At 69.6% G+C, this 26,466-nt stretch carries 20 protein-coding genes and 1 tRNA gene; 7 read left to right on the top strand and 14 right to left on the bottom strand.

Annotation, left to right across the window (positions count from 1 at the left end):
* Nucleotides 1-10: 10 nt before the first annotated feature.
* Nucleotides 11-1,129, bottom strand: coding sequence for an AraC family transcriptional regulator (locus QZH52_RS09670; RefSeq protein WP_301807362.1), 1,119 nt, complete (start codon nt 1,127-1,129; stop codon nt 11-13).
* Nucleotides 1,130-1,255: 126 nt separating this feature from the next.
* Between QZH52_RS09670 and QZH52_RS09665 the strand changes: the two genes are divergently transcribed.
* Both QZH52_RS09665 and QZH52_RS09660 read left to right on the top strand, forming a co-directional pair.
* Nucleotides 1,256-2,662, top strand: coding sequence for a DUF1254 domain-containing protein (locus tag QZH52_RS09665; protein WP_301807358.1), 1,407 nt, complete (start codon nt 1,256-1,258; stop codon nt 2,660-2,662).
* Between the two features lie 362 nt (nt 2,663-3,024).
* Complete coding sequence (locus QZH52_RS09660) at nt 3,025-3,414, top strand: hypothetical protein (RefSeq protein ID WP_301807357.1); 390 nt, start codon at nt 3,025-3,027, stop codon at nt 3,412-3,414.
* 301 nt (nt 3,415-3,715) lie between these two features.
* On the opposite strand, the gene QZH52_RS09655 is transcribed toward QZH52_RS09660, so the two are convergent.
* Nucleotides 3,716-3,988, bottom strand: coding sequence for a hypothetical protein (locus QZH52_RS09655; protein ID WP_301807356.1), 273 nt, complete (start codon nt 3,986-3,988; stop codon nt 3,716-3,718).
* Between the two features lie 126 nt (nt 3,989-4,114).
* On the opposite strand from QZH52_RS09655, the gene QZH52_RS09650 reads away from it, so the two are divergent.
* Nucleotides 4,115-4,321 carry a hypothetical protein gene (locus QZH52_RS09650; protein WP_301807353.1) on the top strand — a complete coding sequence of 69 codons (207 nt, stop codon included), beginning with the start codon at nt 4,115-4,117 and terminating at the stop codon, nt 4,319-4,321.
* Between the two features lie 243 nt (nt 4,322-4,564).
* Here QZH52_RS09650 and QZH52_RS09645 read toward each other — a convergent pair.
* The 7 genes from QZH52_RS09645 to QZH52_RS09615 form a co-directional block, all read right to left on the bottom strand.
* Nucleotides 4,565-4,652: transfer RNA gene (locus QZH52_RS09645), tRNA-Ser, on the bottom strand.
* Nucleotides 4,653-4,691: 39 nt separating this feature from the next.
* Nucleotides 4,692-5,366 (bottom strand): TetR/AcrR family transcriptional regulator, encoded by a 675-nt coding sequence (locus tag QZH52_RS09640; protein WP_301807350.1) that lies wholly within the window; start codon nt 5,364-5,366, stop codon nt 4,692-4,694.
* A 20-nt stretch (nt 5,367-5,386) separates the two neighbouring features.
* Entirely contained in the window at nt 5,387-6,646 is a 1,260-nt protein-coding gene (gene hemW / locus QZH52_RS09635; RefSeq protein ID WP_436411556.1) for a radical SAM family heme chaperone HemW, read from the bottom strand.
* Entirely contained in the window at nt 6,643-7,248 is a 606-nt protein-coding gene (rdgB, locus tag QZH52_RS09630; RefSeq protein WP_301807347.1) for an RdgB/HAM1 family non-canonical purine NTP pyrophosphatase, read from the bottom strand. Before rdgB ends, hemW begins: the two co-directional genes overlap by 4 nt.
* A gap of 31 nt (nt 7,249-7,279) precedes the next feature.
* Nucleotides 7,280-8,008 carry a ribonuclease PH gene (gene rph, locus QZH52_RS09625; RefSeq protein ID WP_301807344.1) on the bottom strand — a complete coding sequence of 243 codons (729 nt, stop codon included), beginning with the start codon at nt 8,006-8,008 and terminating at the stop codon, nt 7,280-7,282.
* Nucleotides 8,009-8,046: 38 nt separating this feature from the next.
* Nucleotides 8,047-8,952, bottom strand: a complete 906-nt coding sequence (locus QZH52_RS09620) for a PP2C family protein-serine/threonine phosphatase (protein WP_286525260.1) — start codon at nt 8,950-8,952, stop codon at nt 8,047-8,049.
* A complete protein-coding gene (locus QZH52_RS09615; RefSeq protein ID WP_286525262.1) occupies nt 8,949-9,956 on the bottom strand; it encodes a serine/threonine protein kinase in 1,008 nt (335 codons plus the stop codon). Before QZH52_RS09615 ends, QZH52_RS09620 begins: the two co-directional genes overlap by 4 nt.
* Nucleotides 9,957-10,047: 91 nt before the next feature.
* Between QZH52_RS09615 and QZH52_RS09610 the strand changes: the two genes are divergently transcribed.
* From QZH52_RS09610 to QZH52_RS09595, 4 genes are all read left to right on the top strand, one after another.
* Nucleotides 10,048-10,965 carry a YicC/YloC family endoribonuclease gene (locus QZH52_RS09610; protein ID WP_286525264.1) on the top strand — a complete coding sequence of 306 codons (918 nt, stop codon included), beginning with the start codon at nt 10,048-10,050 and terminating at the stop codon, nt 10,963-10,965.
* Nucleotides 10,966-11,008: 43 nt separating this feature from the next.
* A complete protein-coding gene (locus tag QZH52_RS09605; RefSeq protein ID WP_301807337.1) occupies nt 11,009-11,890 on the top strand; it encodes an RNA polymerase sigma-70 factor in 882 nt (293 codons plus the stop codon).
* Nucleotides 11,891-12,014: 124 nt separating this feature from the next.
* Complete coding sequence (locus QZH52_RS09600) at nt 12,015-12,494, top strand: carboxymuconolactone decarboxylase family protein (protein ID WP_301807334.1); 480 nt, start codon at nt 12,015-12,017, stop codon at nt 12,492-12,494.
* Between the two features lie 5 nt (nt 12,495-12,499).
* On the top strand, nt 12,500-13,258 hold the full coding sequence (locus tag QZH52_RS09595; RefSeq protein ID WP_301807473.1) for an SDR family oxidoreductase: 759 nt from the start codon (nt 12,500-12,502) through the stop codon (nt 13,256-13,258).
* 5 nt (nt 13,259-13,263) lie between these two features.
* On the opposite strand, the gene recD is transcribed toward QZH52_RS09595, so the two are convergent.
* Genes recD through QZH52_RS09570 form a run of 5 tightly spaced genes read right to left on the bottom strand, consistent with a single transcriptional unit; the run spans nt 13,264 to nt 26,451 of the window.
* Nucleotides 13,264-15,384, bottom strand: coding sequence for an exodeoxyribonuclease V subunit alpha (recD, locus tag QZH52_RS09590; protein WP_301807332.1), 2,121 nt, complete (start codon nt 15,382-15,384; stop codon nt 13,264-13,266).
* Nucleotides 15,381-19,118, bottom strand: a complete 3,738-nt coding sequence (gene recB / locus QZH52_RS09585) for an exodeoxyribonuclease V subunit beta (RefSeq protein WP_301807328.1) — start codon at nt 19,116-19,118, stop codon at nt 15,381-15,383. The genes recD and recB overlap by 4 nt, the downstream gene beginning before the upstream one ends.
* On the bottom strand, nt 19,115-22,633 hold the full coding sequence (gene recC, locus QZH52_RS09580) for an exodeoxyribonuclease V subunit gamma (RefSeq protein ID WP_301807323.1): 3,519 nt from the start codon (nt 22,631-22,633) through the stop codon (nt 19,115-19,117). The genes recB and recC overlap by 4 nt, the downstream gene beginning before the upstream one ends.
* A gap of 9 nt (nt 22,634-22,642) precedes the next feature.
* Nucleotides 22,643-25,303 carry an AAA family ATPase gene (locus QZH52_RS09575; protein WP_301807321.1) on the bottom strand — a complete coding sequence of 887 codons (2,661 nt, stop codon included), beginning with the start codon at nt 25,301-25,303 and terminating at the stop codon, nt 22,643-22,645.
* Nucleotides 25,300-26,451 carry a metallophosphoesterase family protein gene (locus QZH52_RS09570; protein WP_301807317.1) on the bottom strand — a complete coding sequence of 384 codons (1,152 nt, stop codon included), beginning with the start codon at nt 26,449-26,451 and terminating at the stop codon, nt 25,300-25,302. Before QZH52_RS09570 ends, QZH52_RS09575 begins: the two co-directional genes overlap by 4 nt.
* Nucleotides 26,452-26,466: the final 15 nt, after the last annotated feature.

Below are 26,466 nucleotides of genomic sequence, written 5' to 3'. Positions count from 1 at the left end.
CCATCGGTCGTTACTCCGATGTCGGCCGATCCTCCACGACGCTCCGAGTTGGAGTCGGCCGGCTTGTTCGGTACTCCTGCGGTGCCAAGCCGGTCGCCTTGCGGAATGCGCGGGCGAAATTTGCCGGCGTCGAATAGCCGAACTCGGTTGCTATCTCCGCAATCGAAGCATTCGAGCCGTCGAGCAGTTCCTTCGCGCGTCGCATGCGGATGAAGTTCACGAGTTCGCGAAAGTCTGCTCCGCCATCCCGGCGCAGGACCCGCTGCAGCGTGCGAACGCTGGTGCCCAACGCGCGCGCCGTGCTGTCGATCGTCACAACGCCGGTCTGGACTTGGGCCCGGATGTGCGCGGTGACAACCCCCAGAAGATCGTTGAGGTCGACGGGCTCCTTGAGGACTCGTGCGACATCCTCGACAGTGACGAGTCGAGACTGGTACGGCCCATGGACCTGGCGGTCCAGCAGCCGCGAGTCGAAGTAGACCGAGACAGCCGCCGCGTCGAACAGCACGGGGCAAAGAAATGCGTCCTCGAAGGGTGTCGACGCGGCCGGGCGGGGAATGTCCAGTTCGATTTGGCGAGGAAGAAAGTCGGGCCCGAGGTAGGCACGCAGAAGGCTGAGCAGGACTCCTGCGGTGCCACTGGCCACATGCGCATAGCCCGCTCGCCCCCGCATCGCATTGAAATAGCTGGCTCGGGCCATGCCTGCCTCGACCGTGATCTGCATCCTGTCGCCCGTGCTGTGATAGCCCAGGGTGGATGCTGCGCGGGCGATCGCCGCGCCCAATGTGTTGGCGGCCATGACGTACTCGCCCCAGCGGCCATAGGTGGTCAACGACAGGTGCGGCGCCGTGAAGAGCCCGAGATTCGATTCTCCGGAACGGCGCTCAATCTCCCACAGGAAGCCCGTCATGGTGACCTGGGGAATAAAACATTCGTGCTCCTCGATGAGTTCGATGTCGAGCATGACCGCCTGCTTGGCCTGCCTCAGGACCTTCTCGCCGAACGCATCCCGCACGAGTGCCGACACGCCGGCCATCGCAGTGACCGAGATCACCGGAGGCGCCGTCACACCGGCATTCGGCAGTTGCACCCAAGGGGTTGGCGCAAAATGAGTGGCGACTTGATTCACTTGTCTCTAGCCTTCGTTTCGTGAGAGAGAGCACCCATACGATCGCCTGCGTTTTCGAATGAGGCACGCGTTCAAGAGGCGTTGCCCTTTCGAATATCACAAACGATTGCTACAGGAGTGAGTGCATTGAAAATCAAGATCTTCTCCGGTCTGCTGGCGACCACCGGCCTTCTGGTGAGCGGCCAGCCCGCCTGGGCACTGACCGCGGATGAGGCGAGGGATATCGCCGTCGACGCCTACGTCTACGGTTACTCCCTCATGTCGGTGGAAATGTCGCGCAAGGTGATCACCAACGTCAAGGCGCCGACAACCACGCGGGCTCCCATGGGACAGTTCGCGAACCTGCGCGAGTACCCCTCAGCGGCGTACCGCGACGTCACGGCACCAAACGCCGACACGCTCTATTCCAACGCGTTCATCGATGTCTCCAAGGAGCCATGGGTGGTGAGCTGGCCGGCTATGGGCGACCGCTACTATGTCTGGGAGTTCTACGACGCCTGGGTTCCAGTCACCTTCGATCCCGGTTCGCGCACGACCGGACAGGGCGCGCAGACCTACGCCATCACTGGCCCGAACTGGAAAGGTTCGCTTCCTGAGGGCGTGAAGGAAGTCAAGTCACCGACTTCCACCGTGTGGATCCTGGCGCGTACCTATTCCACGGGCACGCCGGAGGACTACAAGGCCGTCTGGGCGCTACAGGACCAGTACAAACTTTATCCGCTCAGCGCCTGGGGCAAGAAGTACACGCCTCCGCCGGGCAAGGTCGACCCCAGCATCGACATGAAGCGCTCGGTTCGAGACAGTGTCAATGCCCTTGGCGCCGTCGAGTACTTCGGATGGATGGCGAAGCTGATGGTGAACAATCCGCCGTCGACCGAAGACGCCCCAATGATGGCGAAGCTGGCGAAGATCGGTCTGGTGCCCGGCCAGGACTTTGACCTCGGCAAACTCGAGCCTGCCGTCGCGGACGCGATCAGATCCGCCCCAAAGGTCGCCTGGAAGAAGATCGTCGACTACACGAAAGACTCGGGACAAACGAAGGACGGTTGGCTGCTCAATCTCAAGGTCGGCCACTACGGCACCGACTACATGGCGCGCGCCTGGCTGTCCGCGTTCGGGATTCCCGCGAACGCTCCGAAGGACGCCGTGTACGTGGTCGGCATGGCAGACTCGGCCGGCCAGCCGCTGGATGCCTCGAAGAACAACTACGTGATCCACTTCGACAAGGCGAGCAACTTGCCGCCCGCATCGGGATTCTGGTCGCTGACCATGTACGACAGTGGCTACTTCTTCATTCCGAACCCACTCAACCGGTACACCGTGAGCATGCGCAACAAGCTCAAGACGAACGCCGACGGTTCGATCGACCTGTACCTCCAGAAAGACAACCCGGGTCCGGACAAGGAATCGAACTGGCTTCCCGCACCCGCATCCACATTCATCCCGATGTTCCGCCTTTACTGGCCGAAGGAGTCGCCTCCTTCCGTCCTGGATGGAACGTGGTGGCCGCCAAAGATCACGAAGGCGAGCTGATGGGCGTGGAACGGCGATGATCGGCGAACGAATGACCTCTTCACTGACCTTCAGGTGATATCACCCGCAGAGACCTCTCCACTACCTTGCCGACAACAACGTTCGGTCCGCAAAAATCAGCCAGCGGGCGGCTACCCGCGGGCAGGCCGTATCTCCCCATCCTTTTCTCCACCCCAGCGGTCACTTACTCTCACATAGGCTTCCTGGATGACGGCGGTGAGTGCCTTCTGGCGATGCGCCGGGGCCCCAGGAACTCGGGAGACTTTGGTCTACGGCGTTTCACATGCCGCGTCAATTGGCGTGACTGGACGGTGTTAGCTCGACAGTGTAGGGTTCATCCCTTCGAAATCGAGGAGCCCATCGTGCCAACCACTCAGCAATTGAGCATCACTCCGCCTAGCGATGAGGCGGACATTGCGGGGGGCAAGTTGCAACGCATTCTTTGTTCAATCGTCGGCACGTCTGCCATCTGGATACTGGCGGCCTGCCAGCATCCGACGCCAAGTCCGTCGATCGGTGTCGGCAATCCCTATCCCGTCAGCAAATACGTTTGCGATGGGACACGCTTGGCTGTGCGCTTGATGGGAGAAAGCGCCTCGGTCTCCGTCGACGGAGCGGCCGCCATCGATCTTCCTGCAATCGGAAAGTCGGGGACGACGTTCTCCAACGGACGCCAGACGATGCTCATCGAGCAGGGCCGCACCTCATGGGCTGTGGGGCGCGCCACGCCGGTGGCTTGCACCGGCGGCTAGCAGCCTGGAATACTCAATGGCACCGGCGTGGGCGGAAAGTCGGCGATCGAGCCCTGGTTAATGCCAGCGACGGCACCCATGGGCATCTGCATATCTACATTCTTGGCGAGCCTGACGCCCACCAGGTCGCCAGGATGCAACCCAAGTTCACGATCAGCTCATGCTGAAGCTCGCACATGTCGCGGAGCGCTTCATGCATGACGGTTCGATCATCGGCCAATAGTCAGCCGGTGCTGGTTGCCACCGACTCAATCGACAAGCTGCGACGTGCCTGTCCGAACTACTCTAGACCCGAGGGAGTTCATGCGCGCGCTACCGACCTTCTCGCGTCGCGCTTCGCGAGCAGTTCGTTGTTGCAGAACGAGAGGCTGAGACTGGCCAGCGCCAACGCGAAAGAATCGAGCCCCTCGGCGATCACCCGGAAGGACTTCCCATCGTCGGACGGCTGCACGACATAGCGGACGCGGCCGAGCAAGTCCTTGCCCCGCACCTTCACGCTCGGGTCGTCCTGCGTGGCGCGCTTTAGCCGATTGCTGTCGGGGTTGAGGTCCTGCCGGTCAGTGGCGACAGCCATCCCGCTCAGAAATTTCCGAAGGCACTAGCAGAAACAGCTCATGGACCTCCCGCCATCAAGCCTGTTCTCATAGACGGCCGCGATGGAACGCTTCCTGGCCTTTTGTGCGGCGCCCCCTGACCATTCATGAACATCGATCTGATTCCCTCGGCTTCCGATTCACCCATCGGTGAGTCATCCTCCACGCCCCTACAGGACCCCATCCGATGGATTGCCGCGCTCTACGGCGCGTGGCGTCAGCGCGCAAGGGACGCGGACCAGGTGAGGATGATGAGCGCGCTGGAGCGCTTGGACATCGGCCTGCCCCACGATCCCTTCGATCGATACCGATAGCCGGTCGCGAGGCACATGCCGGCGCCGGCCGAGGCCCGCGCGATCTCTCTGGCGCTTGCAGGACACTGGTTTCGACGTCAGCGGCTGTCCGGCTACTCGAGCGTCGCGATCAACAAAGCGTCAGGGCGTAAGACCGCCCTCCAGTTGCTCGACGCGATGCACCTCTTTCTATCCGGCACGCTGCCACTGCGAGATGTGATTTTGCGACTACGGCGTCACGCTTCGCTTGCGGGACAAGCCGTATGGCGGAGAGTGTGAGATTCGAACTCACGGACGGTTGCCCGTCGGCAGTTTTCAAGACTGCTGGTTTAAACCACTCACCCAACTCTCCTGGGCTGCCGTCGCGTTGCACGGCGGCAGGGTCGGGATTTTAGTCGTTCGCGGCCGGTGCCCAGCCGCGCAGCACGAGGTCGACGATGTCCTCTGCCCAGACCCGCCGCTCGTCGGGCCCGGCCAACGGTTTCGAGATGAAGAACCGCACGCCGCCGAAGGCCAGCGTCGACAGTTGCACTGCGGCCAGTTCGGGCGACGGCACGCGCAGCTTGCCGGCGCGGTGGGCCTCGGCCAGGTAGTCGACCACCGGCGCCAGCACGTAGCTGTTCTCGGCGTAGAGCGACTTCGCCAGTTCCGGGAAACGCACCGCCTCGGCGATGACCAGGCGCATCAGCGCCAGGGTCTTGGGCTCGGTAGCGCTCAGGTACATGCGCTCGACCAGGTCGATCAGCGTCTGGCGCTCGTCGCTGCCGCGGTGCACCAGCGTGTTCTGCATGGTCTCGCGGGCGTTGCTCACGGCGCGGTGCGCCACTTCGCGGAACAAGGCTTCCTTGTTGTCGAACTGCCGGTAGATGGTGATCTTCGCCACGCCCGCTTCGCGTGCGATGGCCTCGATGCTGGTGGCCGAATAACCCTTCTCGAGGAAGGACTCGAGCGCCGCCGCCAGAAAGGATTCGCGCAGCGCAGCCGCCTGCTCGGGGCTGGGGCGGCCCCGCGAGCGGCGCTTGGTCGCTGCCTCGGTGTGTTCGATGCTGTCTTCGTTGTGTTCCATTGCGCTTGTCGTCGTTCCCCTCAGTCCGGCAGGAAGATGGACTGCAGGTCGCTCAAAAAGTCGAAGCCGCGCGTCGTCGGCCAGACACGGGCCAGATCCCGTTCGATCAATCCCTTGCGCTCGGCCTCCTCCAGGCCGCGCTGGATGCTGGTGATGGCCAGGCCGGTGCGCTCGCCGAATTCCGCAAGCCTAAACCCATCCTTGAGCCTCAGGGCATTGAGCATGTATTCAAAAGGCAACGCAGCGATCCCGACCTCCTCGCTCTGCGCCACCGCCCGGCCGGCGATCGCGTTGTCCATGTACAGCCGCGGCTCCCGGAACCGCACCTGCCGCACCACCCGGTGCGCAAAGCTCAATTTGCTGTGGGCGCCGGCCCCGATTCCGAGGTAATCGCCAAACTGCCAGTAATTCAAATTGTGTGCACAGGCATGGCCCGGGCGGGCGTAGGCCGATATCTCGTATCGCTGGAGGCCGTTGGCGGCGGTGCGTTCCGTGATGCGATCGAGCATCTCGTATGCCGCATCGTCCTCTGGAATCGTGGGCGGAAACTTGGCGAAGTAGGTGTTGGGCTCGATGGTCAGGTGATACACCGACAGGTGCGGCGGCGCCAGCGCCAGCGCCTGGCTCAGGTCGGCGTCGAGGCCTTCGAGGGTCTGGCCCGGCAGCGCGTACATCAGGTCGAGGTTGAAGGTGTCGAAGGCGGCGGCCGCCTCTTCGACCGCCGCGATGGCCTGAGCCCGGTCGTGCACCCGGCCGAGCGCCTTCAGGTGCTCGTCATTGAAGCTCTGCACGCCGACCGACAGCCGCGTGACACCGGCCGCGCGGTAGGCGCGGAAGCGGTCGCGCTCGAAGGTGCCGGGGTTGGCCTCGAGCGAGATCTCGCAGTCGGGCGCCAGCTTGAGGCGCGCGCGCAGGTCGCCGATCAGGCGGTCGATGGCGGCCGGCGAGAACAGGCTGGGCGTGCCGCCGCCGATGAAGATGGTGTGCACGGTGCGTCCCCACACCAGCGGCAGCGCGGCGTCGAGGTCGGCCACCAGGGCATCGATGTAGCGCTGCTCGGGCAGCGCGTCGCTGCCGCCGCCGCTGCGCCATTCGTGCGAGTTGAAGTCGCAGTAGGGGCACTTGCGCAGGCACCACGGCAGGTGCACATAGAGCGACAGCGGCGGCAGCGCCGCCAGTTGCAGCGGGCCGGGCCGCATCAGATGCAGCACGTCGTTGGCGCTGGCCGCGCCCGCGGCCGCCTCTTCGGCGCCGGCAGCGATCGGGATGACGATGCTCACGGCGACAGCCAGCGTTCGCGCATCAGGGCCAGCATCGCCCGGGCGGCCTGACCCCGATGGCTGTTGGCGTTCTTCACGTCGGTCGGCAGCTGGGCGAAGGTCTTGCCGAACTGCGGCAGGAACATCACGGGGTCGAAGCCGAAGCCGTTGTCGCCGATGCGCTCGCGCGTGATCTCGCCAGGCGCGCGGCCGACCGCGATCAGCGGCTCGGGGTCGTCGGCGCTGCGCAGCGCCACCAGGGTGCTGACCAGCGCGGCGCGGCGGTTGTCGAGCGTGGCCATCTGCTCGAGCAGGGCGCGCACGTTGTTGGCGTCGCCCTTCTCGTAGCCGAACTGCGTCGCGTAGTAGGCGGTGTCGACGCCCGGCAGGCCGCCGAAGGCGTCGACGCACAGGCCGGCATCGTCGGCGATCGCCGGCAGGCCGGTGATGGCCGCGGCATGGCGAGCCTTGGCCAGCGCGTTCTCGACGAAGGTGCGGAAGGGCTCTTCGGCCTCGCCGACGCCGAGTTCGGATTGCCGCACCAGCTCGACGCCGAGCGGCGCGAACAACGCCTGCAGCTCCGCGAGCTTGCCGGCGTTGTTGGAAGCCAGTACCAGTTTCATGCCACGGGGCGCCGGTGCGCGGGGTCGATCCTCAAGCGGCCAGCGCCTGCGTCTGCAGCACGGTCAACTCGCCGATGCCCTTCTCGGCCAGGGCCAGCAGCGCGTTCATCTCGTCGCGCGTGAAGGCCGCGCCTTCGGCCGTGCCCTGCACTTCGACGAAGTGGCCGGCACCGGTCATGACCACGTTCATGTCGGTGTCGCAGGCCGAGTCCTCGGTGTATTCGAGGTCGAGCAGCGGCGTGCCCTGCACGATGCCGACCGAGATCGCCGCCACGTGGTCGAGGATCGGCGTCGCCTGGATCTTGCCGGCGGCCAGCAGCTTGTCGACGGCGTCCTGCGCAGCCACGAAGGCGCCCGTGATGGCCGCGGTGCGGGTGCCGCCATCGGCCTGCAGCACGTCGCAGTCGAGGTGGATGGTGCGCTCGCCGAGCGCCGCCAGGTTGAACACGGCGCGCATCGAGCGGCCGATGAGACGCTGGATCTCCTGCGTGCGGCCGCTCTGCTTGCCGCGGGCGGCTTCGCGGTCGCTGCGGGTGTGCGTGGCGCGGGGCAGCATGCCGTATTCGGCCGTGACCCAGCCCTCGCCGCTGCCGCGCTTGTGCGGCGGCACCTTGTCTTCGACCGAGGCGGTGCACAGCACGCGGGTCTGGCCGAACTCGATCAGCACCGAGCCCTCGGCATGAATGGTGTAGCCGCGGGTGATGCGCACCGGGCGCAACTGGTCGGCGGCACGGCCGGCGCTTCGAACGAAAACTGTCATCGTGGAAATGGGGAAAAGGGGGAAATGAAAGACGGAGACTAGGTCTTGCGGGCCGCCGAGCGCTTGATCGCCTCGTTGATCTCGGCGATGGAACGTTCGATGGCGTCGTCGTCGAGGTCGTCGAGCTCGCTGTCGGAAGGCATGCCGGCCTGAATGGTGGAGGCGAAAACGCCGTCGCTGATGCTGTCGGTCGACACGCCGCGCTTCTGGCCCGGCGCGTCGGGGGTTTCCCATTCGAGGGCGATCAAGGTGACATTGTCGCTGTGGGCGCCGCCGTTGCGCAGCGCCATCTCGGCCAGGTCGGGCGCCGAGTCGGACACCGGCTTGCCGGACGAGAGGATGTGGACGATGACACTGTCGTCGAGCACGCCCCAGACGCCATCCGAACACAGCATGATCCGGTCGCCGCGCTGCAGCTGCAGCGGCGCCGAGACGTCGAACAGCGGCGTGGTCGGTGAGCCCAGGCAGGTCAGCAGCAGGTTGCGGTTGACGGCCTCGGGGCCGGCATTGGCGCGCGGGCGCTCGGCGTGCGAATGGTCGCGGGTGCGGGTCAGCAGCTCGCCGTCGCGGATCACGTAGAGCCGCGAATCGCCGCAGTGGATCCAGCTGGCGGAGTTGTCCTGGATGACGGCCGCGACAACGGTGGTGCGGGGCGTGTCGAGCATGCCCTTGTTGCCGGCATAACGCATGATCTGCTGGTGCGCGGCCATCACCGAGGCGGTCAGGAAGGCCTTGACGTCCTTGACGACCGGCCGCGCCTCGCGCTGGTAGAGCGCCGCGATGGTCTGCAGCGCGAGCTGGGCCGCCACCTCGCCTTCGGGGTGCCCGCCCATGCCGTCGGCCAGCACGAACAATCCGGACTCCCGCGTGTAGCAGTAGCCCATGCGGTCTTCGTTCTTGAGGCGGCCCCCCTTGCGGCTGACCTGGAATACCGAGAATTTCATGCGGGGCGTGTGGTGGGCGCGGCGGCCTTGGGCAGCCCCTTCTTTTCGAAGGAGCGCATGTTGTCGATGGAAAGCCTGACCTTCTCGCCGACCGTGAGCTTGGTGTAGCGGCGCTCGCCTTCGCGGCTGAGCTCCTTCTGCAGCGCGAACACCGACTGCGGACGGGACAGCGGGTCGAGCGACATGCACCATTCGACCACCTCGATCAGGTTGTCGGAGTAGATGCCGCGCAGGCGCGAGAGCGACAGGCCCAGGCGGTCTTTCTCGATGCGCTGGGGGGCGTCGTTGGGCGGATAGCCCTGCATGCAGGCGTAGATGCAGGCGCCGATGGCGTAGATGTCGGTCCAGGGGCCCATCGACGAATCGCGCCGGTACATCTCGGGGGCGGCGAAGCCGGGGGTGTACATCGGACGGATGAAGTTGCCCTCCTTGGACAGCACCTCGCGGGCGGCGCCGAAGTCGATCATCACGGCGCGGTCGTCGTCGGTGACGAAGATGTTGGCCGGCTTGATGTCCAGGTGCAGCATCTTGTGCTGGTGAACGATGCGCAAGCCGCGCAGAATCTCGTCGAAGAGCGAACGGATCGTCGATTCCCTGAATACTTTCTGCTTCTTGAGGTCGCGCGCGGTGACGATGAAATCCTGCAGGGTGGCGCCCTCCAGGTAGTTCATGACCATGTAGACGGTCTCGTTCTCGCGGAAGAAATTGAGCACGCTGACCACCGAGGCGTGCGAGATCTGGGCCAGCGAGCGGCCTTCCTCGAAGAAGCTCTTGAGGCCCAGGCGGTAGAGCGAGAGCTTCTCGGGCGGCACCTGGGGCGCCAGCTCGCCGGTGCCACGGGTGGCCAGGGACGAAGGCAGGTATTCCTTGATGGCGACCTGCTGGCCGCTGGTGTCGACGGCCAGGTAGACGACGCCGAAGCCACCGGCGGACAGCCGCCGCACGACGCGGTAGCCCCCGATCATCGTGTCGGGAAGCAGGGGCGAAGGTTTGACCTTTGACATAATCCGGGAGTTTCGCGCGAAGGCGATGGTGCGGCAAGCGAACGCCGTGCCGAGGCCTCGGTGAAACGCAAACAAACCACAGCGAGGCGCGATGCCAGTTTACAGCATGACCGGCTATGCCAGCGGCCAGAACGGCCCCACAGGCAGCCACTCCGACGCCGAAGCGAGGCCCCAGCCCACGGGCCGCCTCGGGGTCGAGATCCGCTCGGTCAACAGCCGATTCCTCGACCTCACCTTCAAGCTTCCCGAGGAGCTGCGCCAGCACGAACCGGCGCTGCGCGAGCTGCTCACGGGCCAGCTCAAGCGCGGCAAGGTCGAGTTGCGGGTGGCCTTCGAGAACACCGCCAGCGCCGGCGTCGCCGATCCGTCGACCAAGCTGCTGCAGCGCCTGAACGGGGTCCAGGACAACATCAAGTCCTGGCTGCCGAGCGCCCGCGACCTCAGCGTGGCCGACGTGCTGCGGCTGGCGGCCGGCGATTCGGCGCCGCGCGGCGACCTGGGGCCGGACCTCACCGAACTGACCGAAAAGACCCTGAAGGCCCTGCTGGCGGCGCGCGAACGCGAAGGCGCCCGGCTGGCCAAGATGCTGCTGGACCACCTGGGCCAGCTGCGCAAGCTGGCGGCCCAGGCCCTGCCGCTGGTGCCGAAGCTGGTCGAGCAACAGCGCACCCGCTTCCTCGAACGCTGGCAGGAGGCGATGGGACTGGGCGCCGGCGCCACCGCGCCCGAGGCGGCGCAGGACCGGGCCCTTTCGGAAGCCACCGCGTTCGCGATCCGCATCGACGTCGCCGAAGAACTCACCCGGCTGGATTCGCACCTGGACGAGATCGAGCGGCTGGTGAAAAAGGGCGGCGAGATCGGCAAACGGCTCGATTTCCTGATCCAGGAGCTGCACCGCGAGGCCAACACCCTGGGCTCGAAGTCCGCCACGCTGGAGATGACCCGGATCGGGGTCGACATGAAGGTGCTGGTGGAGCAGATGCGGGAGCAGGTGCAGAACATCGAGTGAGGGCGGGCGTCACAAACGCCTCGCGTCCAACGTCTGAGACGCAATGACCGACCCCACCACCACCTTCAACCGCCTCCGCCCCCGCCTGCAGGGCATCGCCTACCGCATGCTCGGATCCGTGGCCGAGGCCGAGGACGTGGTGCAGGACGCCTGGCTGCGCTGGCATGAATCGGACCAGACCGGCATCGACAACGCCGAGGCCTGGCTGGTGACCATCACCACGCGGATCGCGATCGACCGGCTGCGCGCCGCCAAGGTGCAGCGCGAGCACTACGTCGGCTACTGGCTGCCCGAGCCGGTGCTGACCGATATGCCCTCGACGCCCGAGCAGACCAAGGAGCTGTCGGACGACGTCTCGGTCGCCTTCCTGTTCATGCTCGAACGGCTGGCGCCCGAGGCGCGCGCCGCCTTCCTGCTGCGCGAGGTGTTCGATGCCGACTACGACGAAGTGGCCAAGGCCGTCGGCAAGAGCGAGGCCGCCTGCCGCCAGATCGTGCACCGCGCCAAGGCGCAGCTGCGCGAGGAGCGGCCGCGCTTCGCGGTCTCGCGTGATGCCCACCACCAGCTGATGCGCGGCTTCGCCGAGGCGCTGTCGCGCGGCGACTTCGCGGCCATGAACGGCATGCTGGCCGAGAACGCCGAGCTGATCGGCGACGGCGGCGGCATCGTGCCCAGCTTCGGCAAGCCCCTGCTGGGCGGGCAGCGCATCGCGCAGCTCTTCTATGCCGCCCACCTGCGCTTCGGCAGCGGCGTGCGCGTGGAGCTGGCGATGATCAACGGCGAATGGGCGCTACTTCGCTTCATCGACGGGGTGCTCGAATCCGCTCAGTCGTACGAGACCGACGGCGAGCGCATCACGCGCATCCACGTGCAGCGCAACCCCGAGAAGCTGGCGCGGCTGGCGGCGGCTTTCCAGGGGCGTTGAGGCGGGGTCTGTCACAAACCGGCGAGCTGGCACGTCTTGTGGACATGGATGCAAAAGATCCGTCCATGCAGCGACTTCTCGCAAACGGATGCCTCAGCCGTTCTGGGGCCCTCAGGAAGTGACCATGACCCAACGCATCAACGCCATGCAGCAATCGCCCGAGCTGTTCAAGAAGTTCGTCGAATTCAGCATGCTCGAGAAGAGCAGCGCCATCGAGCAGAAGACCCTGGACCTGGTGCACATCCGCGCCTCGCAGATCAACGGCTGCGGCTTCTGCCTCGACATGCACGTGAAGGAAGCCAAATTGCACGGCGAGCGCGAACTGCGCCTCTACCATCTGCCGATCTGGCGCGAATCGACCCTGTTCAGCCCGCGCGAACGCGCCGCGCTGGCCTGGACCGAGATCCTGACCCGCCTGCCCGAGCACGGCGTGCCCGACGATGTCTACGACCGCGTGCGCACCCAGCTGTCGGAAAAAGAACTTTCCGACCTGAGCTTTTCCGTGATGGCGATCAACGCCTGGAACCGGCTCAATGTCGGCTTCAAGACCGCGCCCGGCTCGGCCGACAAGGCCTACGGCCTCGACAAGGCAGGACTTGAATGAACACCATGACGATCGTCGTCATCGGCGGCTCCGGCCTGATCGGAAGCAAGCTCGTCGCCAACCTTCGCCAGCGCGGCCATGAGGTGCTCGCGGCCTCGCCGGCCTCGGGCGTCAACACGATCACGGGCGAAGGCCTGGCCGAAGCGCTCGCCGGCGCGCAGGTGGTGGTCGACGTCGCGAACTCGCCTTCGTTCGAGGACAAGGAGGTGCTCGAATTCTTCGAGACCGCGGGCCGCAACCTGCTGGCCGCGGAGGCCGCGGCGGGCGTGAAGCACCATGTCGCGCTGTCGGTGGTCGGCACCGACCGGCTGGCCGAGAGCGGCTACTTCCGCGGCAAGATCGCGCAGGAGAAGCTGATCCGCGAGGGCTCGATCCCCTACACGATCGTCCATTCGACGCAGTTCTTCGAGTTCCTCGGCGGCATCGCGCAGTCGGGCTCCGACGGCCAGACCGTCAAGCTGTCGCCGGCCTTCGTGCAGCCGATCGCCTCCGACGACGTGGCGGCGGCGATGACCGAGTACACGCTGGGCGCACCGGTCAACGGCGTGGTCGAGATCGCCGGGCCGGAACGCGTGCGGATGCCCGAGCTGCTGCAGCGCTACCTCGCCGCGACGAAAGATCCGCGCCAGGTCGTGGCCGATCCGCAGGCGCGCTACTTCGGCGCCCGGCTCGAAGACGACACGCTGGTGCCGAGCGGCAAGAACCCGTGGCTGGGATCGATCGGCTTCGAAGCCTGGTTCGCCAAGTCCGCGGCTTCGAAGTAGCCGGCTCAGGGCCTGCTCAGGCCCAGCCCCCCGACCCGCTCGACCCGCTTGCGCACCGCGCCCTGCATCACCTCGGGTGCCGCCACCAGCGTGAACCAGTGGCGGGCCCGCGTGATGCCGGTGTAGACCAGCTCGCGCGTCAGCACCGGGCTGGGCCGCTCGGGCAGCAGCAGCGCGGCATGCGCGAACTCTGAGCCCTGCGACTTGTGGACCGTCATCGCGAACACGGTCTCGACCGCGCGCAGCCGGCTCGGCAGCACCCAGCGGATGCCGCCCTGGCCGTCGCCGGCCGCGAAGGCCACGCGCAAGGTCCAGCGCGGGCGCTGCTCGCCGGGCAACCAGGCCGGCATCGCCAAGGTGACGCCGACGTCGCCGTTCATCAGGCCCAGCCCGTAGTCGTTGCGGGTGACCAGCACCGGGCGGCCCGGGTACCAGCCGCCATGCTCGGCTTCGAGCAGGCCCTCGGCGCGCAGCAGGCCGGCGATGCGCTGGTTCAGCCCCGCGACGCCCTGCGGGCCGCTGCGCAAGGCGCACAGCAGCTGGAACTGGCCATAGGCCGCGAGCACCTCGCGCGCCCAGGCGTCGAAGTCGGCCTGCGGGGCATCGACGCCGGGCTTGCCCTGGCTCATCCGAGCCAGGTAGTGGCGGTAGCCGGCCGGCGGCGGCACGGCCTTGCCGCCCTCGACGCGCCCCATTCCCTGGCCCGCGAAGCCCTCGGGCGCGCCATCGACCACCAGCCGGCGCAGCGCCGCGTCGTCCAGGCTGCGCTGCTGCGACAGGTCGGCATGACCGCGATCGAAGACCCGCCGCACCGCTCCGGCGTCGCCCGCATTGACCGCCTCGGCCAGCTTGCCGATGCCGCTCGCGGCGCTGAAGCGATGGCTGATGCGCAGCTTGATCACCGCCTGGTCGAGCGGGCTGCCGGCGGCATCGCACAGCTCGGGCTCCAGCAGCTCGCCGGTGACGGCCTCGAGCCAGGTGGCGGTGTCGGCGCCGTAGTGGCCCGCGTCGGCGCGCTGGCAGAGGTCGCCCAGCACGGCGCCGGCCTCCACCGAAGCGAGCTGGTCCTTGTCGCCGAGCAGGATCAGCGGCGCATGCGGCGGCAGCGCGGCGAAGACGGCGGCCATCATCTCGAGGTCGAGCATCGAGGCTTCGTCGATCACCAGCAGGTCGAGCGCCAGCGGGTTGCGCGCGTCGTGGCGGAAGTGCCGCGTGTCGGGGCGGCTGCCGAGCAGCCGGTGCACGGTCGTGACCTCGGTCGGAATCGCCGCGCGCACCGCCGCCGGATCGGCCAGCCCTTCGAGCGGCAGGCGCGCGACCGCGCCGGCGATCGATTCGTTGAGCCGCGCCGCCGCCTTGCCCGTGGGCGCGGCCAGCCGGATGCGCAGCCGGCGGCCCTCTCCGCCGGCCAGCGCCAGGTGCTGCAGCACCGCCAGCAGCCGCACCACGGTGGTGGTCTTGCCGGTTCCCGGGCCGCCGGTGACGATGCCGAAGTGCTGGCGCGCGGCCAGCGCGCAGGCGATCTTCTGCCAGTCGGCCGCGGCGCCGTCGCGGTGCGGGAACAGCACGTCGAGTGCCGCTGTCAATGTGGCGCGCATCTCGGGCGCGGCCGCCGCGGTGGGTCGCGCCACGCGCTCGCCGATCGCGGCCCGCACCGACTGCTCGTACTGCCAATAGCGGCGCAGGTACAGCCGGCTGCCGATGCGCACCAGCGGCGTGGTGCCGGGGCCGTCGCCGACCAGCGCCGGATGCGTCAAGGCCCTGGTCCAGCGCGCCAGCGTCACGCCGGCCAGCAAGGCCGAGGGCGCGGTGATGGGCGCGGCATCCTCCGCCGCGCGCGCCGCGCCTTCGGGCGGCATCGACAGCGCCAGGCCCGCATCGGCCAGCGCCGCCTGCAGGTCGAGGCAGGCATGTCCGCGGCCGAGCTGGTGGCTGGCCAGCGCGGCGCCGAGGACCAGCAGCGGGTCGGCCTCGGGCGCCTTCTGCGCCAGGAAGGCGGCGAAGCTGCGGTCGAGCGCGCGCAGCCAGCCTTCGGCGACCCAGCGGTCGAGGTCGGCGAGCAAGGCCGCATGGCGCGCGGGCGGCGCGCCGAGGAAGACGTCGGTGGACACGGTCGGGGCTTTCATGACGGCTGCTCCGCCGCAGCGAGCGCCGCGCCGCTGAACAAGACATCGAGCGCGTCGATCAGCGCTTTTGGCGGCCGCTCGCAGTGCAGCCCCTGGCCCGGCGCCGCATGGCCGCGCAGGAACAGGTAGACCGCGCCGCCGACGTGGCGCTCGTAGTCATAGTCGGCGAGCCGCGAACGCAGCAGCCGGTGCAGCGCGAAGACGTAGAGCACGTACTGCAGCTCGTAGCGGTGCTGCAGCACGGCGTCGCGCAGCGCGGCGGGCGTGTAGTCGGCATCGCGCGGGCCCAGCCAGTTCGACTTGTAGTCGGCCACGTAATAACGGCCCTCGTGCTCGAACACCAGGTCGATGAAACCCTTGAGCATCCCGTTGAGCTGCTGCGGCAGCAGCGCTGGGCGCGGCGCACCATCCAGCGTGTGGCGGCAGACCAGGGCGTCGAGCGCGCGCAGGTCGACCTGCTGGACGCCGAACCAGAATTCCATCTCGATCTGGACCCGGCCCAGCGCCGCGGGCGCCACCGCGCCGCCTTCGGGCACCAGCGCGCCGAGGTCCAGCGGCGCAGCCAGCCAGCCCAGCAGCCAGGCGCGCAAGGTCTCGGTCCAGGTGCTCCAGCCGCTCAGGTTGCAGCGGCGGGCGACCAGGTCGGCCAGGTCGGCCTGTGCCGCGGCATCGGACTGCAGGCGGCCGAAGCCCTGGCGGCCTACCCATTCGAGCAGGCCATGCAGGAAGCTGCCCGGGCCGGCGCCGCGCGGGAAGTCGTGCAGGCTGCCGGTGCTGGGCGCCGGGGTGCCGAAATCGTCGTCGGGCGCGATGGCGTCGCCGCGGCTGTCGGCGTAGATGTCCTCGGCGGCGCTGGCCGGCGTCGGCGGCAGCGCCAGCCGGGTCGCGGGCTCGCCGAGGGCCAGCGCGGCCTCGTCGTCGAGCAGGTCGCCGGCCCGGCTCAGGGCCGAATAGCTGGCCACCCACCAGCGTTCGCGCGGACCGGATGGCAGGGCCGGCTCGGGCGCCAGCTGCAGTGCGTCGGCGACCGGGCTGTAGCGCGCATCGTCGGCCTCGGGGGCGGCGTCGACCGCGATGGCCGCGGACGTCTTCGCCCAGTCGCGCAGCGCATCGGCCAGCGCCGATGCCGCGAGCGGCGCCCCGCCGCCCAGCAGGTAGCCGAGCGCGCTGCGCTCGACGCCGGCCAGCGGCGCCACGCCGACCCAGGTGGCATGGCGGGCCCGTGTCAGCGCCACGTAGAGCTTGCGCAGGTCTTCGCCCAGGCGTTCGTGGTCGACCCTGGCCAGCGCGTCGGCGTCGGCCTGCAGCGCCACCACCAGGTGGCCCTGCGCGTCGTGCCACTTGAGCGGCAGGTCGTCGGCCTTGGCGGCGCGGAAGGCGGTGCCGAAGGGCAGGAAGACCAGCGGGTATTCGAGTCCCTTGGACTTGTGCACGGTGACCACCTTGACCAGGTCGGCGTCGCTTTCGAGACGCAGCTTGCGGGCCTCGTTCTCGCTCGCGCTGTCCTCGCGCTGCTCGGCCAGCCAGCGGATCAGCGCGTGCTCGCCGTCGAGCTGCGCGCTGGCCTGCTGCAGCAGTTCGGCCAGGTGCAGCAGGTCGGTCAGCATGCGCTCGTCGCCCGCCGCCAGCAGCCGCTGCGGCACGCCGAAGTCGTTCAGCAGGTGGCGCAGCATCGGCAGCACGCCCTGGCGCCGCCAGGTCTGCTGGTAGCGGCGGAACTGGAGCACCCGGGCTTCCCATTGCAGCTCGTCATGGTTGAGCCGGTCGAGTTCGGGCCAGCTGAGCGCCAGTGCCGCGCTGCCGAGCGCGGCGCGCAGCGGCCGGTCGTCGTCGGGCTCGGCGCAGGCGGCCAGCCAGCGCTGCAGTTCCGCGGCCACCGGACTCTGGAACACCGAGTCCTTGTCGGACAGGTAGACGCTGCGCACGCCGCGCGTGGCCAGTGCCTGGCGCACCGCGCTCGCTTCGCGGCCGCTGTTGACCAGCACCGCGATGTCGCCGGGCTGCGCCGGGCGCAGCGCCTCGCCTTCCTTGGTGAAGCCGGTGCGGCCCGCCAGGCCGCCGGCGAGCAGCCGCACGATCTCGGTGGCGCAGGCGGCGGCCAGCAGGCGCTGGGCCTCGCCGTTGCCGGGTGGGGGATCGCCATCGAGCGTCCAGCAGGTCAGCGCCGGGGCGGGCTGGCCGGCGACGGTCCAGCGCTCGCTGCGGCCCCGGGCCTGGACCGGGACGAAGGGCAGCGGATTCTCGCCATCGGCGCGAAACAGGAAGGCGCCCTGCCCCGTCTCGCGCGCCTCGGCCTGCAGGAAGACCTGGTTGACGGCTTCGACCATCGCCGCCGTCGAACGGAAGTTGGTGCCGAGCGTGGCGTGCCGGTCCAGGGTGTCGCGCCGCGCCGCCAGGTAGGTGTGGATGTCGGCGCCGCGGAAGGCGTAGATCGCCTGCTTGGGGTCGCCGATCAGCACCACGGCCGTGTCCTGCGCGTTGGCCGCGATGCCGTAGACGGCGTCGAAGATGCGGTACTGGAGCGGATCGGTGTCCTGGAACTCGTCGATCAGCGCGACCGGGAACTGGCGCCGTATCAGGGCCGCGAGACGCTCGCCGTTGGGGCCCTGCAGCGCGGCGTCGAGCCGGGTCAGCAGTTCGTCGAAGCCCATCTGCGCGCGCCGCGCCTGCTCGGCGGCGAGCCGGTCGCCCGACCAGCGGGCCGCATGGCGCAACAGGTCCTGGCGGCCGTCGGGCAAGGCCCTGACGGCGTCCTGCAGGCCGGCCAGCGCGTGCAGCGCCGGATGGCGCAGCAGCGCGGCGTCGCCGCTCCAGCCATCGCCCAGTCCGCCCGGCGTGAGGCGCTCCCACGCGGTCTTGGTCAACGACGGCAGCAGCGCATCGCCCTCGGCCCAGTCGCGCAGCTTCTGCATCCATTCCTTGCGCTTGGGCAGCTTGCATTGCCTGGCCGCGACCGCGGCCTCGAGCCCGGCCACCAAGCCGGCGGCCCACCCGTCGTCGCCGGCCCAGGGCGCCTTGAGCACCGACAGCTCGCGACCGGTGTGGGTGCGCGCGCGCTCCAGCGCCATGGCAGGCGGCAAGCCCTCGCCCAGCACCTCGCTCAGGCCGACTAGCTTTTCGACCGCCCCCAGCAGGGCGTCGGGCGTGGCCCACCAGCCATGCACCTGCTGGGCGTCGGCGGGCGCCAGCGGCGTGAAGAAGGTGCGCCAGTAGTCGCGCATGACCTCGGCCTGCAGCTCGCGCTGGTCGGTCTCGAGCGTCTGCGTGAACAGGCTGCCGCTGTCGAAGGCGTGCTCCCGCAGCATGCGGTTGCACCAGCCGTGGATGGTTGAGACCGCGGCCTCGTCCATCCACTCGGCGGCCAGCCGCAGGGTGCGGGCGCAGGCCAGCCATTGCGCTGGCGGATAGTCGGCGCGCAGGTCGTGCAGCAGGTCCTGGCCCGGTGGCTGCGGCGGCACCGTCGCGGGATCCGCGAGGAAGGCCTCGGCCGCCTCGGCCAGGCGGGCCCGGATGCGGTCGCGCAGCTCCTTGGTGGCGGCCTCGGTGAAGGTGACGACCAGGATCTCGGGCGGCGCGAGCGGCCGGGTGAAAGCGGCCTCGCCGCCATGTCCCAGCACCAGCCGCAGGTACAGCGCGGCGATCGTGAAGGTCTTGCCGGTGCCGGCGCTGGCCTCGATGAGGCGGCTGCCGCGCAGCGGAAAACGCAGGGGGTCCAGCAAGGAAGGCAAGGTCATTCGGCCTCCTTCGCCGGCGCCCGGCCGACCGCATCGCTCATCGGCTTGAGCAGCGCCAGCGCCCAGCGGGCGAACTCGCCGTCGGCCCACAAGGATTCAAAATCGCGGAACGCGCGGGCCAGATAGGCGTTGCCGTCGCACTCGCCGAACTTGCCGTAGGCCGGGTCGCTGTCTTCATAGCAGGCGCGCGCGGCTTCGCGCGGCGCGCCGGCGTCGATGTCGGCCTGCGTGCCGCCCTTGCCGAGCCAGGCCAGGGCGCTGCGCAGCGCCAGCGGCAACGGCCGGTCCAGGCCCTGCTGCCAGGCGCCGAGCAGCACTGACCACCAGGCGCGCGCCCGTGACCCGGACAGCGGATGCAGCGTCACGCTGCCAGCCTTGCTGACGATGCGGCTCGTGATCGATCCGCCCTCCAGGTGCGCCGCCACGTGCGCGATCCAGAACGGCACAAGCTTGTCGAGCCTGTAGCTTCGGTCCTTGACCAGGCTGCCGCTGTCCAGCAGCAGGCGGCATCGCTCGCCGGCCGCATTCCGGCGCAGGCCGCCGAGCCAGTCCGCGAGGCGTAGCGGCTCGGACAGGCCCTCGGGCAGGAAGTCCAGCGCGGCGTCGGGCAGGGGCTCGGGCCATTCGGCCAGCGCCTTCTCGTATTCGGCGAACATCTTTTCCATCGGCTCGGCCAGCCGCTCCTGCACCAGGGCGGCGAAGTGGCCGGCCGGCAGGTCGCCGCGGCGCGCCATGCGGGCGAGTTGCTTGCCCAGCGCCTCTTCGCGCGAGCCGCCGGCCTCGATGGCCGCCCGCTGCGCCTGGATCAGCTCGTTCTGCAGCTGCCAGTTTTCGAGGGCGTCGATGGCGAAGGGCTCCTCGTCCTCGCCGACCGGATCGTCGGCCTCGAAGTGGATGCCCAGCCGCTGGCGGAAGAAGCTCTTCACCGGGTCCTTCAGGAAGTCGGCCAGCAGGCGCAGCGTGAGCGGGCCGTCGAAGCGCCAAGGCGGCAGTGCGTCGGCATCGGCTTGCTCAGTCGCACGGGGCGCCAGGCCGGCGCGCCATTCACGCGCATGGCTGAACAGGCGCACATCGCCGCCGAGCGTGAAGTAGGCCGGATGGAAAGGCTGCAGGCGGTGCTCCACGGTCAGCGCATGCAGCAGCCGCCGGCCGGCGTCCGGCGCTGGCGCTTCCTCGTCGCCCGCGAGCCGCCAGCCGGCCGCCAGGTGGTCGCGCAGCTGCGCCACCAGCACCGAGGGCGGCCGCTCCGAATGGTCGAGGATGCTGCGGCCGACCCAGCTGATGTGCAGTTGCTCGCGCGCCGACAGCAGCGCCTCGAGGAACAGGTAGCGGTCGTCCTCGCGCCGGGAGCGGTCCCCGGGCCGCCAGTCGTGGCCCATCAAATCGAAATCCATCGGCACGCGGCTGCGCGGATAGTCGCCGTCGTTCATGCCCAGCAGGGCCACCACGCGGAACGGGATCGCGCGCATCGGCATCAGGGTCGCGAAGGTCACGGCGCCGGCAAAGAAGGGCTGGTTGAGCGTCGGCTGGTCGATCTGCGCCAGCCAGTGCTCGCGGACCACCGACAGCGGAACCGGCTCGGCCATGGCCGCATTGGCGCAGGCGTCGAGCCATTGCTGCAGCGACATCTCGAGCCGCTTCAGCGTGAAGCCGTCGCTGTCCTCGTCGGCGGCGAAGAAGTCGGCCAGCAAGGCCCGCAGCCGGACGCCCCACTCGGCGGGCGCTGCCGGCGTGGCCAGCGTGCGCCAATGCGATTCGAGCGCGGCCAGCAGCTGCACCAGCGGGCCGAGCAGCGCGGCGTCGAGCCCGCCCACTTCGTCGAGCGGCTCGACCTCTTCCCAGGCCTCGCCGGTGCCCACCGCGTAGCCCAGCAGCATCCGCTGCAGGCCGAAGTCCCAGCTGTTCTGGGCCAGCGCCCCAGGCAGGTCGAGCTGGCGGCGCTGCTCGGCATGCAGCCCCCAGCGGATGTTGGCGGCCGAGATCCAGCGGTGCAGCAGCGGCAGCTGGTTCTCGTCGATGCCGAAACGGGCCCGCAGGGCCGGCACTTCGAGCCAGTCGAGCAGGTCGCTCACCGCGATGCGCGATTGCGGCAGGGCCAGCAGCTTCTCGAGCGCCCCCAGCAGCGGGTCGTGATGGCGCTGGCCCTGGTCGGCCAGCGTGTAGGGCAGGTGGCGCGGATCGTCGGCGCCGAGCAGGCCGAAGACGGCCTGGATGTGCGGCGCGTAGGCCGCGACGTCGGGCACCATCACGATCACGTCGCGCGGCCGCAGCGTGGCATCGGCGGCGAAGGCCGACAGCAGCTGGTCGTGCAGCACCTCGACCTCGCGCTGCGGGCCGTGCGTGACGTGGAAGCGGATCGACCGGTCGGCCCGCGCGTCGAGCGCCGGCCATCTGCCGCGGGTCTCGGCCAGCGGACGCAGGTCGCGGATGTCGTCCTGCAGCTGGCGCAGCAGCGTGTCCTGCGGGTTGGGGTCGAAGCAGTCGATGCGCTGGCCGATGGCGTCGAAGTGCTGTGCATAGGACTCCTGCGCATCGTGGGCGTCGAGCAGGCGGATGAAGTCGCGGCCCTGTTTGCCCCAGGCGGCCAGCAGCGGCTGCGCATGCAGGTGCAGGTTTTCTTCGGCGATCGCGCCCTCGCCGCCCGGACGCCGGCGCTGCCGCAGGCGCTCGGCGCGCAGCAGGTCCTTGTCGGCCACGATGTGCGACCAGTCGTGCTCGCAGGGGTTGTGCACGCACATCAGCACCTGCATCCAGCGCGCCAGCGCGCCCAGCACCTCGAGCGACTGCTGCGGCAGCGAAGAGACGCCGAACACCACCAGCCGGCGCGGCAGTCCGGCCGGCCGCTCGCCCTGCCAGCCCGCTGCAGCGGTCATGAAGCGCTGGTGCACGGCGGCCCGGCCGTGGGCGGCGCCGGCCGGGCCGACGTCGTCCAGCAGCGCCCGCCACAGGCGTGGCTGCCAGCGCAGTTCGTCAGCCACCGGCTGCTCGCCCGAACGGCTGGCGACGATCCGGTCGTGACCCTCGGCCCAGCCAGCCAGCCAGTCGGCGCGATAGACCTGGTACTGGTCGAACAGGTCGGCCAGGCGCTCGGCCAGCTGGTGGCGCTTGCGGAGGTCGGCGTCGTCGGCCAGGAAGCGGCGCAGCGGCGCGAACACCTCCTCTTCGAGCAGCGAGGGCAGCAGGCGCATCAACCGCCACACCAGCAGGGCCTTGTCGAAGGGCGAGGCCGCGGGCACGGCCTGCGTGCCGAGCACCGCCCGGTAGGCCTGCCAGATGAAGGTGGCCGGCAGTTCGGTCTGCAGCGCGGCGGCGATGCCGATGCCGCCCTGGGCCGGATCGCGCGCCAGCGACAGCCTGAGCCACTGCGCCACGCCGTTGCTCTGCACCAGCACCCACTCGTCCTCCAGCGGCGCCAGCGGATGCCGCGCCATCCAGGCGAGCATCAGGTCGCGCAGCGCTTCCGGATGGTTGCTGTGCACGGCCATGAAGCCGGGAGAGAGAGCGGTGTCGGTCATTGCGAGATGTCAGGCCAGCGGCCGGAGCGCCACGCCCATGTCCTGCCAATTCTGCGGGTGGCAGGTGAACAGCAGCACCTGGTGGCGCTGCGCGGCGTCGAAGAGCACGCGCTTCATCTGGGTCAGGCGCGGCGCGTCGCTGTGCACCAGCGCGTCGTCGAGGATCAGCAAGGTCGGCCGGCCAGCCTGCTGCAGCAGGTCGGCATAGGCGAAGCGGCTGATCAGGCCGAGTTGTTCGCGGGCGCCGAAACTCAGTTCTTGCACCTGGCCCGATTCGGTCGCGCCGTCGGCCTGCGAGCGCACCAGGATGCCCGGGGCGAGGCCGGCGTCGATCTGCACCGTGGCGCCCGGCAGCAGCAGCGGCAGGTAGTGCTGCAGCCGCTCCTGCAAGGGCGCCTGCAGGCGCGCCAGCGTAGCCTGGCGCTTGGCGTCGAGCTTGCTGCAGAGCAGGTCGAGCGCCTCGGCGCGGCGCTGCAGTTCGGCGTGGCGGCGCCGGGCCTGGCCGAGCCTGCCGGCCAGGGTGTCGCGCTGCTCTTCCAGGCCCTGGGCACCTGCCTGCTGCAGCGTGTTCTCGAGCAGCAGGATGTCCTCGCGGCGCTGCTGGTGGCCGCGCGTCATCTGTTCGATGCTGCGCTGCAGGCGGTCGATGTCCTGGGCCACGATGTCGGGCCGGGCCTCGCGCACCTGGGCGTTGGCTTCCTCGATCCGCGCAGCCAGCGCGGCGTGCTCGGCACCGGTGGCCAGCAGTTGCGCCTGCGCCTCGGACTGGCGCTGCGTGCGGGCCGGATCGGCCAGTGCCGCCTGGGCCGCGAGATGCTCGTGCTGGGCGGTGTCACGCAGGCTTTGCGCGGCGGCCTGGCGGCGCTGCGCCTGTGCCAATGCTGTGGCGCTGGCTTGTTCGGTGGCGGTCGCCGCGTCTTGCGCCGCTTCGGCCTGGTCGGCCGGCAGCACGGCTTCGGACGGCACTTCGGGCAGCCGCGCCAGCGCCTCCTGCGCGCCGCGGATGCGCGACTGCGCCTCTGCGTGCGCACCCCGCAAAGGCTCCAGCCCCTTGGGCGCGACGATGGCCAGCGCCTGCTCGGCCAGCCGCAGCTGGGCCTCCCGTTCGGCCGCTGCGCCGAGCCGCGCCTGCGCGTCGGCGAGGTCGGACACGCCCTGTGCCTGCAAGGCCGCGCGCAGTTCCTGCTGCGCCTCGGCGTGACTGCGGGCCAGCTGCGCCAGGTCGTCGCCGCCCGGCGTGATGACCAGCTCGCCGCCGCCGGGCAGTCGCAGCGTGGTGGGGGCGTCGAGCAGGCGTTCACCGCGGGCTTGCAGTTCCCCGCTTTCCGCATCCGTCTTCAAGCCGAGGACCACGCCCTCGGGCAGCGCGAACTGCAGCCGCGTGGCGACCGCCTGGCGCCGCAGCGAGGCGTCGCGTTCGGCACGGTCGAGCTCGATCAGGCGCTGCACCTGGGCCTTGGCGATCGTGGGTACCCCGGCCGCGCCATCGCGCAGCGCGGCCAGGCGCTGCTGCGCCTCCTCGGCGCGCCGCAGCGCGTCCTCGCTGCGGACCAGTTCGGCCTGGGCCTGCGCCACCTGCTGGCGCAGGTTGCGGCGCTGGTCCTCCTGGCGCGCAACGCGCGAGGCTTCGCGGGCCGCGTGGGCGCGCGAGCGGGCCGATTCGGCGTGCTCGCGCGCCGTGGCCACTGCGGCATCCGCCGCCTGCAGCTGTTCGGTGGCCTGGGCCAGCGCCTGCTCGCGCTGGGCGGCGTCGGACTGCTGCCGTGCCAGCCCTTCGAGCTCCTTGACGAGCAGCCCGCGCGTGCCTTCGAGCTGCAGCAGCCGGGTCCGGTCGTTCTGCACCCGGGCCTGGCTCTCCTCCAGGACCTGCTGGCGCCGCCGGGCGTCGCCCAACGCCTGGCGAAGCGTTTCCCAGGGCCGCGCTGCCTCGTCGGCCCGATGCTGGAGCCGCAGCGCCGCCAGCTCGTCGACCTGCTGGCGATAGCTGGCGATCTGGAAGTCGAGCGCCTCGGCCTGCGACTGCCAGGCGGCGATCGACTCGCCGGCCTCGAGGTAAGCCGCGCGCGGCTTGCCGGTGCTGGTCAGCAGCTCGTTGCGCTGGGCCCGGAACCGGTCCAGAAGCTCGTCGCCGCCGGTGGCCGCCAGCGCCCCCGCCGCGGCGCCGACCTGCCCCTGCAGCGCATCGTGCAAGTGGTCGCGCGCGGGGTCCACGCTGAGTTCCTGGCCAGTGCCCTGCTCCACCCAGAGCAAGCCCGGGATGCCCCAGTGCTCGGGCTTGCTGGCACCCTTGCTGGCGAAGGCGAAGCCGAAGCGCTGGGCCAGGTGGTCTTCGGCCTCGGTGCCGTCCAGCGTGCGCACGCCGATGCGCAGGGTGCAACGCTTCTTGCCGAGGAAGCTCTTGACCAGCTGGTGCGGCTGGCCGTCGAGCACGAAGTCCAGCTCGACCTGCGGTGCCGCCCCGCTGCCTTCGCCCCAGGGGCGCAGGTCGTCCACCACGGTGGAGCGGTGGCGCTCGAAGAAGGCGGCGCGGATGGCGCGCACCAGGGTGCTCTTGCCGGCCTCGTTGGGCGCGGTCAGGATGTTGAGCCCGGGCTCGAAGCCGCGCAGTTCCAGCGGCTTGCGGAAGCGCCGCAACTGCTCGACGCGCAGCCGGGTGATCTGGAGGTTCATGCGGCTGCCGCCTCGATCGGGACGATGGCCACCGCCGGCGCGCGCTGCACCAGCGCCGTGGTCAGCAGGGCCAGCGCCTCCTGGGCGATCCGCGCCTGCGGCTCGGCCCCGCCCTGGGCCTCGCGCAGCTCGGCGATCACCTCGCCCAGGTAGCCGTCGGCCTGCAGGCCGGCGATGTCCTCTTCGGTCGGCACCAGCTGCAGAGCCGACAGGTCGGCCTGCAGGTGGCGCGCCCGCGCCTCGGCGCTGCCGACCGCGGCCTGCAGCCGCTGCCGTCCCGCCAGGTCGATGCGCCCCTGGACCCGCAGATCGACCACATCCTGCGCGCCGAGCCCGGCCAGTTCTTCCAGCAGTGCGTCGAGATCGCTCGCGACATGCAGGTGGGTCGCCAGCAGATGCCAATGGAACTGGCCGACCGCCAGCGGCGTGACCTGCGGCTCGGCGCCCGGCGCGGCGATCTCCACCAGCAGCGCCTGCCCGGCGTCGTTCGCCTTGAAGCGGTCGGGCTCGGGCGTGCCGGCATACCAGGTGCGGGCGTCGATGCGCTTGCAACCGTGCCAGTCGCCCAGCGCCAGGTAGTCGAGCCTCGCGCTGGCCGCGCGGTCCGGCGCCAGCGGATTGGCCGAGTCGATGCCTTCGGCCAGGATGCCCTGCACGCTGCCGTGGCCCAGGCCGATGCGCAGCAGGCCGGGCGGCGTCTCGGCCGTGTCGAACCACGCCGTCAGGTCGTTGTAGGTGTGGCGCTGCGTCAGCGGCGCCGGCAGCACCGCGAAGCCCTGCGCCTCGAACAGCCGCAGCTCGGGCGCCAGCAGCAGATGGGCGTTGGGCGGCACCACGCCCAGCCGCTGGGCGCGGGTCCAGACGCTCTCTGCCAGGGCGGCGTCGTGGTTGCCGGGGATCATGAGCCACGGCCCGGCATAGCCCGCCAGCGCGTTGAACAGGCGGCGCACGGTGCGCTCCGACACGGTCTGAGCATCGAAGACGTCGCCGGCCACCAGCACGGCATCGACCTGGTGCCCGGTGGCCAGCAGCGCCAGCCGCTCGACCGCGGCGATGCGGGCTTCGGCGAGGATCGGCGCGTGCTCGGGGTCGAAGGTGGCGAACTGGCGGCCGATCTGCCAATCGGCGGTATGAAGGAAGCGAGTCATGGTGCGAAGTCCCTT

Source organism: Variovorax ginsengisoli (genome assembly GCF_030486595.1).
GTDB lineage: Bacteria > Pseudomonadota > Gammaproteobacteria > Burkholderiales > Burkholderiaceae_C > Variovorax > Variovorax ginsengisoli_B.
This window is presented reverse-complemented; position numbering and strand designations above follow the sequence as displayed.

Bases quoted from the DNA above. Each gene is read 5' to 3' on its own strand.
- QZH52_RS09655 (WP_301807356.1), bottom strand. From the start codon at position 3,988: ATGGCTGTCGCCACTGACCGGCAGGACCTCAACCCCGACAGCAATCGG.
- QZH52_RS09650 (WP_301807353.1), top strand. From the start codon at position 4,115: ATGAACATCGATCTGATTCCCTCGGCTTCCGATTCACCCATCGGTGAG.
- QZH52_RS09640 (WP_301807350.1), bottom strand. From the start codon at position 5,366: ATGGAACACAACGAAGACAGCATCGAACACACCGAGGCAGCGACCAAG.
- rdgB (WP_301807347.1), bottom strand. From the start codon at position 7,248: ATGAAACTGGTACTGGCTTCCAACAACGCCGGCAAGCTCGCGGAGCTG.
- rph (WP_301807344.1), bottom strand. From the start codon at position 8,008: ATGACAGTTTTCGTTCGAAGCGCCGGCCGTGCCGCCGACCAGTTGCGC.
- QZH52_RS09620 (WP_286525260.1), bottom strand. From the start codon at position 8,952: ATGAAATTCTCGGTATTCCAGGTCAGCCGCAAGGGGGGCCGCCTCAAG.
- QZH52_RS09615 (WP_286525262.1), bottom strand. From the start codon at position 9,956: ATGTCAAAGGTCAAACCTTCGCCCCTGCTTCCCGACACGATGATCGGG.
- QZH52_RS09610 (WP_286525264.1), top strand. From the start codon at position 10,048: ATGCCAGTTTACAGCATGACCGGCTATGCCAGCGGCCAGAACGGCCCC.
- QZH52_RS09605 (WP_301807337.1), top strand. From the start codon at position 11,009: ATGACCGACCCCACCACCACCTTCAACCGCCTCCGCCCCCGCCTGCAG.
- QZH52_RS09600 (WP_301807334.1), top strand. From the start codon at position 12,015: ATGACCCAACGCATCAACGCCATGCAGCAATCGCCCGAGCTGTTCAAG.
- QZH52_RS09595 (WP_301807473.1), top strand. From the start codon at position 12,500: ATGACGATCGTCGTCATCGGCGGCTCCGGCCTGATCGGAAGCAAGCTC.
- recD (WP_301807332.1), bottom strand. From the start codon at position 15,384: ATGAAAGCCCCGACCGTGTCCACCGACGTCTTCCTCGGCGCGCCGCCC.
- recB (WP_301807328.1), bottom strand. From the start codon at position 19,118: ATGACCTTGCCTTCCTTGCTGGACCCCCTGCGTTTTCCGCTGCGCGGC.
- recC (WP_301807323.1), bottom strand. From the start codon at position 22,633: ATGACCGACACCGCTCTCTCTCCCGGCTTCATGGCCGTGCACAGCAAC.
- QZH52_RS09575 (WP_301807321.1), bottom strand. From the start codon at position 25,303: ATGAACCTCCAGATCACCCGGCTGCGCGTCGAGCAGTTGCGGCGCTTC.
- QZH52_RS09570 (WP_301807317.1), bottom strand. From the start codon at position 26,451: ATGACTCGCTTCCTTCATACCGCCGATTGGCAGATCGGCCGCCAGTTC.